At 72.0% G+C, this 13,677-nt stretch carries 14 protein-coding genes; 6 read left to right on the plus strand and 8 right to left on the minus strand.

The features are described 5' to 3' along the window. The first annotated feature begins 8 nt into the window (after positions 1–8). Complete coding sequence (locus AB0M30_RS05690) at positions 9–488, plus strand: hemerythrin domain-containing protein (protein WP_360185831.1); 480 nt, start codon at positions 9–11, stop codon at positions 486–488. Positions 489–537: 49 nt separating this feature from the next. Here AB0M30_RS05690 and AB0M30_RS05695 read toward each other — a convergent pair whose 3' ends face one another. Further along, entirely contained in the window at positions 538–1,998 is a 1,461-nt protein-coding gene (locus AB0M30_RS05695; RefSeq protein ID WP_364580300.1) for an ornithine decarboxylase, read from the minus strand. Between the two features lie 89 nt (positions 1,999–2,087). Here AB0M30_RS05695 and AB0M30_RS05700 point away from each other — a divergent pair, with 89 nt between their 5' ends. After that, the gene (locus AB0M30_RS05700; RefSeq protein WP_364580303.1) at positions 2,088–3,275 is read left to right on the plus strand and encodes an amidohydrolase; all 1,188 of its coding nucleotides are present in this window, start codon (positions 2,088–2,090) and stop codon (positions 3,273–3,275) included. A 48-nt stretch (positions 3,276–3,323) separates the two neighbouring features. On the opposite strand, the gene AB0M30_RS05705 is transcribed toward AB0M30_RS05700, so the two are convergent. The 6 genes from AB0M30_RS05705 to AB0M30_RS05730 form a co-directional block, all read right to left on the minus strand. Continuing rightward, positions 3,324–4,220, minus strand: coding sequence for a TauD/TfdA family dioxygenase (locus tag AB0M30_RS05705; protein WP_364580306.1), 897 nt, complete (start codon positions 4,218–4,220; stop codon positions 3,324–3,326). Next, positions 4,217–5,530, minus strand: a complete 1,314-nt coding sequence (locus AB0M30_RS05710) for an LLM class flavin-dependent oxidoreductase (protein WP_364580309.1) — start codon at positions 5,528–5,530, stop codon at positions 4,217–4,219. The genes AB0M30_RS05705 and AB0M30_RS05710 overlap by 4 nt, the downstream gene beginning before the upstream one ends. Continuing rightward, complete coding sequence (locus tag AB0M30_RS05715) at positions 5,527–6,369, minus strand: ABC transporter permease (RefSeq protein ID WP_364580312.1); 843 nt, start codon at positions 6,367–6,369, stop codon at positions 5,527–5,529. Before AB0M30_RS05715 ends, AB0M30_RS05710 begins: the two co-directional genes overlap by 4 nt. After that, the gene (locus AB0M30_RS05720; RefSeq protein WP_103339004.1) at positions 6,366–7,139 is read right to left on the minus strand and encodes an ABC transporter ATP-binding protein; all 774 of its coding nucleotides are present in this window, start codon (positions 7,137–7,139) and stop codon (positions 6,366–6,368) included. The genes AB0M30_RS05715 and AB0M30_RS05720 overlap by 4 nt, the downstream gene beginning before the upstream one ends. Next, on the minus strand, positions 7,136–8,155 hold the full coding sequence (locus AB0M30_RS05725) for an ABC transporter substrate-binding protein (RefSeq protein WP_364580314.1): 1,020 nt from the start codon (positions 8,153–8,155) through the stop codon (positions 7,136–7,138). Before AB0M30_RS05725 ends, AB0M30_RS05720 begins: the two co-directional genes overlap by 4 nt. Before the next feature lie 101 nt (positions 8,156–8,256). Continuing rightward, positions 8,257–9,480 (minus strand): ROK family transcriptional regulator, encoded by a 1,224-nt coding sequence (locus AB0M30_RS05730; RefSeq protein WP_364580505.1) that lies wholly within the window; start codon positions 9,478–9,480, stop codon positions 8,257–8,259. A gap of 88 nt (positions 9,481–9,568) precedes the next feature. Between AB0M30_RS05730 and AB0M30_RS05735 the strand changes: the two genes are divergently transcribed. After that, the gene (locus AB0M30_RS05735; protein ID WP_103339421.1) at positions 9,569–9,904 is read left to right on the plus strand and encodes a metalloregulator ArsR/SmtB family transcription factor; all 336 of its coding nucleotides are present in this window, start codon (positions 9,569–9,571) and stop codon (positions 9,902–9,904) included. A 1-nt stretch (position 9,905) separates the two neighbouring features. Further along, entirely contained in the window at positions 9,906–10,385 is a 480-nt protein-coding gene (locus AB0M30_RS05740; protein ID WP_364580317.1) for an SRPBCC family protein, read from the plus strand. On the opposite strand, the gene AB0M30_RS05745 is transcribed toward AB0M30_RS05740, so the two are convergent. Beyond that, complete coding sequence (locus tag AB0M30_RS05745) at positions 10,354–11,322, minus strand: YafY family protein (RefSeq protein ID WP_364580320.1); 969 nt, start codon at positions 11,320–11,322, stop codon at positions 10,354–10,356. The genes AB0M30_RS05740 and AB0M30_RS05745 overlap by 32 nt on opposite strands. A 62-nt stretch (positions 11,323–11,384) precedes the next feature. On the opposite strand from AB0M30_RS05745, the gene AB0M30_RS05750 reads away from it, so the two are divergent. Next, on the plus strand, positions 11,385–12,512 hold the full coding sequence (locus AB0M30_RS05750; RefSeq protein WP_364580323.1) for an epoxide hydrolase family protein: 1,128 nt from the start codon (positions 11,385–11,387) through the stop codon (positions 12,510–12,512). Continuing rightward, a complete protein-coding gene (locus tag AB0M30_RS05755; RefSeq protein WP_364580326.1) occupies positions 12,509–13,567 on the plus strand; it encodes a winged helix DNA-binding domain-containing protein in 1,059 nt (352 codons plus the stop codon). The genes AB0M30_RS05750 and AB0M30_RS05755 overlap by 4 nt, the downstream gene beginning before the upstream one ends. Positions 13,568–13,677 lie beyond the last annotated feature (110 nt).

The following is a 13,677-nucleotide window of genomic DNA, read 5'->3' on the forward strand; positions in this document are numbered from 1 at the left end:
GCCCGGTCATGTCGACCGACGCCATCGTGCTGCTCAAAAACGACCACAAGACCGTGGAGAAGCTCTTCAAGCAATTCGAGAAGGCGGGGGAGGACGCGTACGACGAGAAGCGCCGGATCGCCGACTCCATCATCGAAGAGCTGACCGTCCACGCTTACATCGAGGAGGAGATCTTCTACCCGGCGGCGCGGGAAGCCGTGCCACAGACGAAAGACCACATCCTGGAGAGCGTCGAGGAGCACCACGTCGTGGTGTGGATGCTGTCCGAACTGCACGGCATGGACCCGAAGGAGGAGACCTTCGACGCGAAGGTCACGGTCCTCACCGAGAACGTCCGCCACCACGTCGAAGAGGAAGAGGACGAGTGGTTCCCCGAGGTCCGCTCGGCGATGGGCCGCAAGCAGCTGCAGGAGCTGGGGCAGCGGATGATCGACGCCCGCTCGGCCGCGCCGAAGAACCCGTTGGACCTCAAGAGCGCCAAGGCCTGACGGTGCTCGCGAAGCGCCCGGCGGGTCGTGCACCCGCCGGGCGCTTTCGTCACCGGTTCGCGACGACCCGGATCGACTTCAGCGCGGAGTCGGCGGGGTCGGGCAGCTCCATGCCGGCCGCGAGGCCGCTGCGCAGGTAGTCGAGCATCGGCTGCGTGATCACCTCGCCGGGCAGCACACCGGGCGCCCCCGGCGGGTACGGCGTGATCATCTCGGCCGCGATCCGGCCGGCCGCCTCCGCCGCGGGCACCTGCTCGGCGGGGCCGAAGAACGCGTCGCGCGGCAGCATCGCCGTCTCCAGCTCCATCTCCCGCGGCGAAGGCAGATCCACCTTCGGCGGCTTCTCGAACGACGACGCGACCTTCACCAGCGCGTCGACGGCGTTGATCAGCGTGCCCGCGGTCGCTTCGTCGTCGGAGTGGGTGAACTGGGCGACGATCCGGCGGTGGTCGGACAGTCCCACGGTGACGTGCCGGTGCTCGCGCAGCCAGTCGGCGGCCTGGTACCCGCTGATGCCCAGCGGGTCGAGGTCGAGCACGACCTTGAGCGGGTCGACCGAGTCGGCGAGGTCGGGGCCGAGGAACTCGTCGTGCATCACCGGAACGCCCAGCTCGGTCAGCCGGCCGCGCACCGACTCGACGAGCGTCAGGGCGCCGTCGAGCAGGTCCTTGCCGTGCTCGGCCATCTGCCGCCGCCAGCCGTCGAGGGCCGCGTAGACCAGGGAGCTCGCGCTCGTCGTGCCGAGCAGATCCTCCCGGGACTTCAGCACCTCCGGGTCGACGCGGTCGCCCTGCAGGTGGAAGACCGAGCTCTGCTCGACCGCGGCACCCATCTTGTGCACGCTCGTGACGCACACATCGGCACCGGCGTCCATGCCCCACGGTGGCAGGCCGTCGTGGAACGGCAGGTGGGCGCCCCACGCTTCGTCGACGATCAGCGGCAGCCCGCGTTCGTGGCACCAGGCGGCGATCGCGCGGAGGTCGCCGCCCGTGCCGTAGTCGGTCGGGGTCACTACGAGCGCGCCCTTGACCTCGGGGTCGCTCTCGTAGGCCTCCGCGAACTCCCGCACGCCCGGTGGGTGGCTCAGGTGCCGCTCGGCGTCCCAGTGGGGTCGCACCCAGACCGGCCGGACGCCGCTGACGATCAGCCCGGAGATCACCGACTTGTGGACGTGCCGGGGCACCAGCAGCTTTTCGTGCGGCCCGGCGACGGCGAGCATCGCGCTCTTCACCGAAAGCGAGCTGCCGCAGGTCGAGAAGAACGTGTGCTCGGCGCCGACCGCGTCGGCCATCAGCTCCTGGGCTTCGGCGAGCACGCCCCGGCGCATCAGCCGGTCGTCGAGGCCGTTGAGCGCGATGACGTCGGACTTGAACACGTCGGCGCCGACGATCTCCAGCACCCGCGGGTCGATGCCGCGGCCCTGCTTGTGGCCGGGTGCGTTGAACGGAACGTAGCCGGTGCTGTGGTAGTCGCGCAGCGCCTCGAGCACCGGTGCTTTGCTGTGGTCCATTCCGCCGGGTAGCCGGACGCGCCTCGCGCGAAACACGCACGTAACACCCCGGTGGCGTGGCCGTGCGTGATTGGGGTATTCCGGAGGGCATGGAGTGGCACGAGGATCTGCACGAGCGGGCCGACGAGTGTATCGAGCACCTGGACGAGCGGTTGTGGGCCGTCGCCACCGCGCTGCACGAGCGGCCGGAACTGTCCTATGAGGAGCACGCTGCCGCCGAACGGCTCACCGGCGAGCTGGCCGCGGACGGCTTCGCGGTGGAAACCGGGGTCGCCGGGCTCCCCACGTCCTTCGTCGCGCGCGCCGGCGAGGGACGCCCCTGCGTCGCGCTGCTGCTCGAGTACGACGCGCTGCCCGGCCTCGGGCACGCCTGCGGGCACAACCTGATCGCCGCGGCCGGCCTGGGCGCCGCGCTGGCCGCCAAGGACGTCCTGGGAGACGCTCCGGGTTCGCTGCTTGCCGTGGGCACCCCGGCCGAGGAGCGCGGCGGCGGCAAGGTCGCGATGGCCGAGGCGGGCGTCTTCGACGACGTCGACGCGGCCCTGATGGTCCACCCCGGCGTCCATTCGTGGTCGTGGGCGCCGCTGACCGCGCAGGTGGAGCTGAAGGTGACCTTCCACGGCCGGGCGGCCCACCCGACCGGCGACCCGGAGCACGGCATCGACGCCCTCGCCGCGCTGATCCAGGCGTTCGGCGCGGTCTCGGCCCTGCGCCAGCGGCTGCCCGCCGGATCGCACGTCCAGGGGATCATCACCCACGGTGGCGAGGCGACGAACATCGTCCCCGAGCGCGCCGAAGGCCGGTTCGGCCTCCGCGCCCTGACGACCGACGCGCTGGATCGCCTCGTCGAGGACGTGACGACGTGCGCGGAAGGCGCGGCGCTGGCGACCGGGGCGAAGGTCGACGTCGAACGCCTCGGCCGCGGGTACGCGCACTTCCGCGACAACCCGGTGCTGTCGGAGCGGTTCACCGAGCACCTGGCGGCGCGCGGGATCCACGCGACCCCGCCGGCGCCGGGCGTCTTCCTCGGTTCGTCGGACATCGGGAACGTCAGCGTCCGCGTCCCGGCGATCCACCCGTTCGTCGCGATCACGGCCGAGGAGATGTCGGACCACACGCCGGAGTTCGCGGAAGCGGCGGCGAGCCCGCGCGGCCGGGTGGCGATGCTGGCCTCGGCGGCGGCCCTGGCGCGCACGGTGATCGACCTGCGGACGCACCCGGCGCTGGTCAGCCGCGCGTGGGACTGTTTCCGGGACTCGGCGCGCAACGGGCACTGACCGGTCGGGCGCGCCGGTGCGGTCCCCGGCACCGGCGCGCCCGGAGTTTCACGCCACCGGCGTGTAGTGCGACGCGTCGCCTTCGAGCGACTCGCTCGGCCGCCCGTCGACGCCCACCGGCACGTCCCCGGCCACCGTGACCCGGTTCAGCCGCCGGGGCAGGCCGTCGTAGTTGTCGATTGCGTAGTGCTGGGTGATCCGGTTGTCGAACAGGACCAGCTGGTCCGGCTCCCACGCCACGCGCACGACGTTCTCCGGCCGCGTGACGTAGGACTGCAGCAGCCGCAGCAGGTCCCGTGACTCGGTCACCGACAGGCCCTCGATGCGCTGGGCGAACCCGCCGATGAACAGGCCGCGCTCGCCGGTCACCGGGTGCACCCGCACCACCGGGTGGACGGTCCGGTACTTCCGCGAGACGAACTGCTCCCGCCGCGCCCGCTCCTGCTCGTCCACCGTCTCCGGCGGCTGGACGTAGTCGTAGTCGTTGGTGTGCACCGCCCGCAGCGTGTCGGCGAACGCCCGCAGCGGCTCCGGCAGGTCCCGGTACGCCGCGGCGGCGTTCGCGATCAGCGTCTCCCCGCCGTAGGGCGGCACCACCAGGCTGCGCAGCGTGCTGGCCCTCGGCGGGTTGAGCACGAAGGTGACGTCGGTGTGCCAGTGGTTGGCCCGGCCCCGCTCGCTGTCGACGGGCAGGATCGTCGGCGCGCCCTCGACGGCGGGCACCGTCGGGTGGGCCTTCGTGAGCTCGCCGAAGCGCGCGGCGAACCGCTGCTGGGCCTCGTCGTCGAGCCGGGCGCCCGAGAACACCAGCGCCTTGTGCTCGTGGAGGGCGTCGGTCAGGAACGCGACCTGCGTGTCGTCGAGGTCGCCGGCCGGGTCGAAGCCGACGATCTCGGCGCCGATCCTCCCGGTCAGCTTGCGGACGTCGGTGCCGATGGTGGTCATGCGGGCTCCTTCACTCGGTTGCGGGTGGCGGGACGCGCGAGGCCGTAGTGCTCGCGCAGGGTGGTGCCGGAGTACTCGGTCCGGAAGAGCCCGCGCCGCTGCAGTTCCGGGACGACGAGGTCGACGAAGTCGTCGAGCCCGCCGGGCAGGGTGGGCGGCATGACGTTGAAGCCGTCGGCGGCGCCGCCGAGGAACCACGCCTCCAGCTCGTCGGCGACCTGCGCCGGGGTACCGGCGAAGACGCGGTGCCCGCGCCCGCCGGCCAGCCGTTCGAGGAGCTGCCGGATGGTCAGGTCCTCGCGCCGGGCCAGGCCGACGACCAGGTCGAACCGGCTCTGGCCGCCCTCGGTGAAGCTGCCGACGTCGGGCAGCGGGCCGTCCAGCGGGTAGCCGGTGACGTCGTGGTCGAGCATCTTCGACAGCTGACGCAGCCCGTAGTCCGGGATGATCAGCGCGTTCAGCTCGGCTTCCCGCGCCCGGGCCTCGGCTTCGGTGCGGCCGAGGATCGGCGAAATCCCGGGCAGGATCTTGATTTCGCCCGGCGTCCGGCCGTACCGGGCGAGCCGGCCCTTGACGTCGTCGTAGAACGCCTTGCCTTCGGCGTAGGTCTGCTGCGCGGTGAACACGGCTTCGGCGTGCCGGGCCGCGTACTCCTTGCCGGTCTCCGACGACCCGGCCTGCACGAGCAGCGGGTGTCCCTGGGGCGGCCGTTCGATGTTGAGCGGCCCGCGGACCTGGAAATGGGGTCCGTCGTGCTCGATCGCGCGGATCCGGTCGGTGTCGGCGTAGACGCCGCTCGCCCGGTCGACGACCGCCGCGTCGTCGTCCCAGCTGTCCCACAGCTTCTTGACGACCTCGACGAACTCCTCGGCCCGGTCGTACCGCGCGTCGTGCGACGGGCGCTTGGCCAGGTTGAAGTTCCGGGCCTCGTCGATGCCCGCCGACGTGACGATGTTCCAGCCCGCGCGGCCGCCGGAGAGGTGGTCGAGCGAAGCGAACTTCCGGGCCAGGTGGTAGGGCTCGTTGTAGGTCGTCGACGCCGTCGCGATCAGTCCGATGTGGACCGTGGCCGCGGCGAGCGCCGAAAGCAGTGTCAGCGGTTCGAAGTGGCTGTGCGAGTTGTGCTTGACGTTGCCCCACAGGGCGACGCCGTCGGCGAGGAAGATCGAGTCGAGCTTGCCGCGCTCGGCGGTCCGCGCGATGTCCGCGTAGTGCTGCAGCGTCCGCGCCCGGTGCGGGTCGGTCGAGGGGTGCCGCCAGGCGGCTTCGTGGTGGCCGTTCGGCATCACGAACGCGTTGAGGTGCATCATGGCTTCTCCTTGGGGCGCCAGGTGGAAAACCGCCGTTCGAGGGCGACGAAACCGGCGTTGACGAGCACGCCGAGCAGCGAGACCGCGATGATCCCGGCGTACATCTGCTGGATCTGGAAGTTCACCTGGCTCGTGTTGATGAGGTAGCCGAGCCCGGCCTTGGCGCCGACCATCTCCGCCGCCACCAGCACGAGGATCGAGTAGGACGCGGCCATCCGGACGCCGGTGAACACCGTGGGCACCGCCGAGGGCAGGATCACCTTCCGGAACAGCCGCGGACTGGACAGCCCCAGCGAACGGGCCGCCTTGACCAGCAGCGGGTCGACCGTGTTGACCCCGGCGATCGTGTTGAGCAGCACCGGCCACACACAGGCGTACACCACGAGGGTGACCTTCGACAGCTCCCCGATGCCCAGCAGCAGCGTGAACACCGGCAGCAGCGCCAGCGCGGCGGTGTTGCGGGCGAGCTCCAGCAGCGGCTGCAGGAACCGCGCCACCGGCCGGTACCAGCCGATCAGCAGCCCGAGCGGCACGGCCACCGCGACGGCGACGGCGAACCCGGCGGCGGAGCGCCCGATGCTGGCCAGCAGGTGGTCGGCGAGTTCGCCGTCGAGCGCGAGGTCCCACAGCGCCTGCAGGTCCTCCGACAGCGGCGGCAGGAACGTCCGGGTGCTCTCGTCGAGGACGAACCGGGGGACCAGCTCCCAGAGCGCGACGAACAGCGCGACCGCGGCGGACGCGTGGACCGCTCGGGTGAGTCTCTTCCGCCACCGCCGTGGCTTCCTCGCCGAGGTCGCGAGTCCGATGTGGACGGCAGGTGCCTCGAGGGTGGTGGTCATCGGGCCGCGCTCCGTTCGTGTTCGGCCGCCTTGCGGACCTCGTCGTGCAGCAGTTCCCAGAGCCGGTGGCGCTGCCGCCCGAACGCCGCGCCGGAGCGGACGTCCCCGGTGCGGTCGCCGAGGTCGACGTCGACGACGGCCTTGAGCCGCCCGGGCCGCGACGTCAGCACCGCGACCTGTTGTCCCAGGTAGACGGCCTCGTCGATGCCGTGGGTGATGAAGACGATCGTCTTGCCGGTGCGGCGCCAGATCCGCAGCAGCTCCTCCTGCAGCTGCTCGCGGGTCTGCGCGTCGAGCGCGGCGAACGGTTCGTCCATCAGCAGCACGGCGGGGTCGTAGGCGAGGCTGCGGGCGATCGCGACGCGCTGCTTCATCCCGCCGGACAGCTCGTGCGGGTAACGGTCCTCGAAGCCGGACAGCCCGACCAGGGCGAGGTATTCGCGCGCCCGCTCCGCCCGCTGCCGCTTCCCGAGCGACCCGCCTTCGAGGCCGAATTCGACGTTGGCGCGGGCCGTGCGCCACGGGAACAGCGCGTACTGCTGGAAGACGACCCCGCGGTCGAGGCCCGGGCCGCGCACCGGCTCGCCGTCGATGAGCACCTCGCCCGACGTCGGGGTGGTGAGGCCGCCCAGCAGGTCGAGCAGCGTCGACTTGCCCGAGCCGCTGGGGCCGACCAGGGACAGGAACGTGCCGTCGGCGATGTCGAGGGAGACGTCGTCGAGGGCGGTCAGCTCGCCGAAGGTCTTGGTCACCGAGCGGATGCCGATCACTTGGCCACCGCCGGGGCGCCGTCGCGGTAGGGGTTGAACTCGTTGGTGTAGAGCTTCGAAGTGTCGATCTTGTCGTGCTTGAGGTAGCCCTCCTGCTTCAGCCACGGCTCCCACCGGCTGTAGTCCGCATCGGAGATGAGGCCGCCGCGGGTGATGCCGACGCTCTTCCAGTACTTGAGGGTGTCGGTGCTTTCGTTGCGGCCGCGGGCTTTGATGATCTTCGTGAAGCGCGCGATCACTTCGTCGCGCGGGGTGGTGCGTTCCCACTCGATCGCCTTGGCCACGGCGGAGACGAAGATCTTCGCGGTCTCCGGGTACTTCTTGATGAAGTCGGTGCGCAGCACGTACGGCCCGCCGTTGTAGGGCCCGAACGCGCCGACGTCGGTGAACAGCGGCCGCACGCCACCGGCCGCGAGGGCGTGGTCCTGCAGGATCCCCTGCAGCGCGGCGACGTCGAGCTGCCCGTTGCGCAGCGCCTGTTCGGCGTTCACCGGCGGGATGACGACCAGCTGCACCTGCTTGATCTCGTCGTCGGCGAGGCCTTGGCCCTTCAGCCAGGTGTCGAGCGCGGCCTCGAGGTTCGCGCCGGCGGTGTTGACGCCGACCTTCTTGCCGATCAGGTCGCGGGCGGTCCGGATCGCACTGTCCTCTTTGGTGTAGAAGCCGATGAAGGTCCGGTCGTCGGAGCCGTAGTAGTTGACGACCGCCTTGACCGGCGCGCCCGCTTCGACGAGCTTGACGACCGCGCCGGTGAAGGCGCCGCCGAAGTCGGTCTGGTCGGTGGCCGCCGACTGGATGTCCTGGGGGCCGCTGATCGTGTTGCCGACCCACTTCAGCTTGACCGGGCCGAAGTAGCCCAGGTCCTCGGCGAGTTCGGGCAGGGTGACCGAGTTCGCGCTGCCCTGGTAGCGCAGTTCCAGCTTCTCGGGTTGGCCGGGTGCACCGGTGGCCGTCGCCGAAGCGCAGCCGGCCAGCAGCACCACGGCGGCGGCGAACAGGGGCAGGGTTTTCTTCACGGTGGTTTCGTCCGTTCCGGGAGTCGGCGGGGATGGAGCAATTGTTCGCAGCCGACGAGCGGACGGTCAATTTTGCGAGTTCGTGAAATAACTCCGCCGGTTCACGAGGCGCGCGGCAACCCGGTCAGCAGCGGACCGAGCGGGTCGTCGTAGAGCACGTCGAGGAGCACCGCGCCCCCGGCCGTCGCCAGCTCCGTGCCCGGGAAGCTGGTGCCCACCACGGTTTCCGCCGGATCGGGACAGCGCGACCGGTCGCGGACCTCGTCCCGGATGATGGAAAGGCAGCCGGGTACCCGGGTTACACTGCGGTCGACCACCACGAGCACGGCCGGGTTGAGCAGTTCGAGCAGGAGCGCCGCCGCCTGGCCGACGAGCCGCGCGCGTTCGTGGAACAACCGCGTCGCCGCGGAATGGCCGGATTCGGCGAGCGCGAGCAATTCCGGAAAGTCCGGGCGCTCGAGCAAACCGCATTCCACGGCCGTGCGAGCGAGCGTTCCTTCCGAAACGGCGGCTTCGAGGCAGCCGGTGCGCCCGCAGCGGCACGGCTCGGTGCTGCCGTCGACCGGCAGGTGCGCCACGGCGCCCGCGGCCGATCGCGGTCCGTGGTGCACGCCGGCGCCGGTGGCGAACGCGGCGTCGACGACGTTGCCGGTGAACAGCTGCACGACGCTGTCCCGGGCGCGCGGGTGCCCGAAGAGCCGTTCGGCGTGCACCAGCGCCCGCGCGTGCCCGTCGACCTCCACCGCCAGCCCGGTGCTGCCCATGAGGAAGTCGCGGACCGGCACGTTCCGCCAGCCGAGCAGCGGGTGCTCGACGACGGTGCCGGACGCGCGGTCGACCCAGCCGCCGGTGGCGACGCCGAGGCCGAGCGGCTCGCGGTCCGGGGCGTGCCCGAGCAGGAGGTCGTCGAAGATCTCGGCCGCGCGCGCGAGCAGGTCTTCGGCGGCCAGGCCGTCGTGCGGTTCTTCGTGCTGGACCAGCACGTTCCCGCGCAGGTCGAGCAGGGCGACGGTGGCGTGGTGCACGGCCAGGTGCAGCGCGCCGGCGACGTGCCGCCCGGTGTCGAGGTCGACCGGCACGTGCGGCCGTCCGACGCGCCCACGCGGTTCGGGTTCGGACTCGACGAGTTCGTGCAGCAGCCCGAGCCGGGCCAGCTCGGCGGTGTGCCCGGTGACCGCGGCCGCGGACAGCCCCGTCCGCCGCGCGATGGTGCTGCGCGCGATCGGCCCTCCGTCGAGCACCGCCCGCAGCACGGCGCTCGCACTGGCGCTGCGCCGGGCGCCGCGCGCATCCGTCCTCTGTGGACTCTTCGCCCGGCTGGTCATCGCCCGATCGTGGCAGACGAATCGGCGCGCGCCCAGCTTGCCCAGGATGCGGGCTTGACGCATACCCATATGGGAATATGATGACCGCGTGGCACGAGCAGCGACGACGGCGGACACCTTCAACGCGGTCGCCGAACCCCGGCGGCGGCAGATCCTCGACGTCCTGAGGGACGGCGAGCGGTCGGTCGGCGACCTCGTCGACCTGCTGGGCCTGGCTCAGCCCCAGGTCTCGAAGCACCTGCGGGTGCTGCGCGAGGTGGGTGCGGTGGACGTGCGCGGCGACGGCCGCCAGCGGCTCTACCGGCTCAACGGCGCCGCGCTCAAGCCCATCCACGACTGGGTCAAGCGCTACGAACGGACGTGGGCGGAGCGGTTCGACCTGATGGACGACGTCCTCGAAGAACTCAAGGAACAGGAGCAATGACGTGGAGATCACCACCCCCGCCGCCGACCGGATCCTCATCACGCGCGAGTTCGACGCGCCGAGACACCTGGTCTACCGCGTGTGGACCACGCGAGAGCTGGTGAGCCGCTGGTGGAGCGGCCACCGCGGGACCACCACCGAGGTCGAGATGGACCTGCGGCCCGGCGGTCGCTGGCGGTACGTGCTGAAGACGAACGACGGCGCCGAGGTCGGCTTCCACGGCGAATACCGCGAGATCGTGCCGGACGAGCGGCTCGTCTACACCGAGGTGTTCGAGCAGCCCGGCGTCGACCTCGACTCCGTGGACGGCCCGCTCATCACGGTCACCTTCACCGCGCTCGACGGCGACCGCACGCGCCTGGAGCTGCTGACCGAGACCGGCAGCGAGGAACTGCGGGACACGATCCTGCAGTCCGGTATGGAGGTCGGCGTGCGGGAACAGTTCGTGATCATCCAGGAGCTGGCGGACTCCCTGCGCTAGCGGCCCGCAGGAACCGCTCGCCCGTCTTCGCCAGCGCCTCGGCGAGCTCCGGCGCGTCGAGCACCTCGAAGTCCACGTCGAGCAGGCCGAGGTAGAGCCCGAGCATCTGCGCGTGGTCGGACCCGAGTTCGGCCACGCAACGGTCCGGGCCCTCGGCCGTCAGGTCGACCGCGATCGGCAGCCGCGCAAGGACGTAGTCCACCGGCGCGTGCAGCCGCACCCGGGCGTGGAAGCGCCAGGTCGCCGTGCCCACGCTGCGCTGGACGAACTGCGCGACGTCACCCTCCGGCGGCTCCCGCGGGGCGAAGCGCGGGCCGGTCGGCACCCTCGGCGTCATCCGGTCGACGCGGAAGGTGCGCCAGTCGTCGCGGGCGGTGTCCCAGGCGACCAGGTACCAGCGGCGTCCCCAGGTGACCAGCCGGTGCGGTTCGACGTCGCGGCGGCTCGGCGTGCGCTGGTGGCTCGTGTAGTCGAAGCGCAGCCGCTCGCTCGCCCGGATCGCCGTCGCGATCGCGGTGAGCACGTCGGCGTCGACGGCCGGGCCGGCGCCGGGCACCGCGACCGTCGCGGCCTGCAGCGCCCGCACCCGGTGCCGCAGCCGCGACGGCAGCACCTGCTCCAGCTTGGCGAGTGCGCGCACCGACGTCTCGCCGATGCCGGCGACGCCCGTCGCGGTCCGCAACCCGACCGCGACGGCCACCGCTTCGTCGTCGTCCAGCAGCAGCGGTGGCAGCTGGGCGCCCGCGCCGAGGCGGTAGCCGCCCTGGACGCCGGGGGCGGCCTCGACGGGGTAGCCGAGCTCGCGCAGCTTGCCGATGTCGGTGCGGACGGTGCGCGCGGTGACGCCGAGCCGGCCGGCCAGGTCGGCGCCGGTCCAGTCGCGCCGCGTTTCGAGCAGCGACAGCAGCCGCAGGAGGCGGGCGGAGGTCTGCAACATTCGTCGAGGATCGCACGAATCGCGGAAGAAAGTCTTCCGCATTGGCTCCTAGCGTGCTTCTCATGACGAACGAGATCCGCCCCTTCCGCATCGACATCCCGCAGGCCGAGCTGGACGACCTGCACCGGCGGCTGGCTTCGGCCCGGTTCGCCGAGCCCGTGCCCGGCGACGAGCCGGACTGGTCCCGCGGCATCCCCACCGATGTCGTCCGGGAGCTGGCCGAGTACTGGCGCGACGGCTTCGACTGGCGTGCCCAGGAAGCGGCGTTCAACGCGTTTCCGCAGTTCAAGACCGAGATCGACGGCCAGGTCATCCACTTCCTGCACGTCCGCTCGACACATGCCGACGCGGTGCCCCTGCTGCTCACCCACGGCTACCCGAGCTCGATCGCCGAATTCCTCGACGTCATCGGCCCGCTGACCGAGCCGGGCCCGGACGCCTTCCACGTCGTCGTCCCGTCGGTGCCCGGCTTCGGGTTCTCGACGCCGGTGAGCGGCCCCGGCTGGGAGCTGGCCCGCACGACCGACGCGTTCGCCGAGCTGATGACCCGGCTCGGCTACGACCGGTTCGCCGCGCAGGGCGGCGACATCGGCGCGGGCGTCACCGGGCGGCTCGCCGCGCTGTACCCGGACCGCGTCATCGGCACCCACGTCAACAGCGATCGCGGCACGATCGCGCTGGCCGGCGAGCAGCTGCCGTTGCCGGAGCACCTGTCCGAGGCCGAACAGTCCGAATTGGACGCCGCCCGCGAAGCGTGGAAGGCGGGCCGCGGCTACCTCGACCTCCAGTCGCACAAGCCGGAGACGATCGCGGCCGCGCTCACCGATTCCCCGGTCGGGCAGCTGGCTTGGATCGCGGAGAAGTTCGAAGGGTGGACCGGCGGGACCGGCATCGACCGCGATCGGCTGCTGACCAACGTCAGTCTCTACTGGTTCACCCGCAGTGGCGCGAGCGCGGCCCGGTTCCTGTACGAGGCGGCCCACTCGGGGCACGGCTGGCTGGCGCCGTCGGACGTGCCGGCGGGCTGGGCGGTGTTCAACAGCTCGCCGGTGGTCCGGCGGATCATGGACCCCGAGGAGAAGATCGCGCACTGGTCGGACTTCGCTTCCGGCGGCCACTTCGCGGCGATGGAGGAGCCCGAGCTGCTCGTCGCCGACGTCCGCGCGTTCTTCCGCGGGCTGCGGCCGTGAACGTCCGCGCGCTCAACCGGGCGCTGCTCGCGCGGCAGCACCTCCTCGAGCGGACGGCCGAGCCGGTCGCCGCGGTGCTCGGGCACCTCGTCGGGATGCAGGCGCAGGCCCCGCTCGCACCGTACGTCGGGTTGTGGACGCGGACCTCGGCGTTCCGGCCGGACGAGCTGGCCGCATTGATCACCGGGCGGGAGGCCGTGCGCGCGTCGCTGATGCGGGGGACGGTCCACCTCGTCCTCGCCGAGGACGCGCGGATCCTGCGGCCGCTGGTCCAGCGCGTCGTGGCGAGCGGCTGCACGGGCCACTTCGGCCGCCGGATCGGCGACGCCGACCTCGGCGCGGTGGTGGCCGCCGGGCGGGCGTGGCTCGAGGAACGGCCGCGCACCCGGCGGCAGCTGCGGGACCTCCTCGCCGAACGCTGGCCGGACCACGACGCCGAAGCGCTCTCGTACGCTGTCGGCTGCTTCGTCCCGACGGCCCAGCTCCCGCCCCGCGGCGTCTGGGGCTCGACCGGCCCGGCCACGCTCACCACCCTGGACGGCTGGCTCGGCCGTCCGCTGGCCGAAAAGCCGCCGATCGAGGACGTCGTGCGGCGCTACCTGCGCGCGTTCGGGCCGGCGTCGGTCGCCGACGTCCAGGCGTGGTCGGGGCTGACGAAGCTGCGGGAAGCCGTGGAGCCGATGGGACTGCGGACGGTGCGCGCGGAGTCCGGCGAGCTGCTGTACGACGTCGAAGACGGCCTGCTCCCGGACCCGGACACCCCGGCGCCGGCGCGGTTCCTGCCGGAGTACGACAACGTCCTGCTCGCGCACGCCGACCGGGCCCGGGTGCTCCCGCCCGAGCGGCGGGTCCCGCTGCCGCCCGGCAACGGCGCTTCCCGGGGAACGCTGCTGGTGGACGGCTTTTACCGCGCGGACTGGCGACTGCACTCCGACGGACTGGAGGTCACCGCACAGGACCGGCTCACGGCGGGGGAGCGGGCGGAGATCGAGGCGGAAGGCGAGCGGCTGCTGCGGTTTCTCGACGCGGGGGACCGGTCGGTCTCGATCATCTGAAGCCCGGTCGCCGGGTGCTTGGGGCTTGGGCGGTCTGGCTCGCCGGGGACTGGCCGGCCGGTGCTCGGGGCCTGGGCAGTCCGGATCACAAGAAACCGGCCGGCGGGTGC

The organism is Amycolatopsis sp. NPDC051716 (assembly GCF_040681595.1).
GTDB lineage: Bacteria > Actinomycetota > Actinomycetes > Mycobacteriales > Pseudonocardiaceae > Amycolatopsis.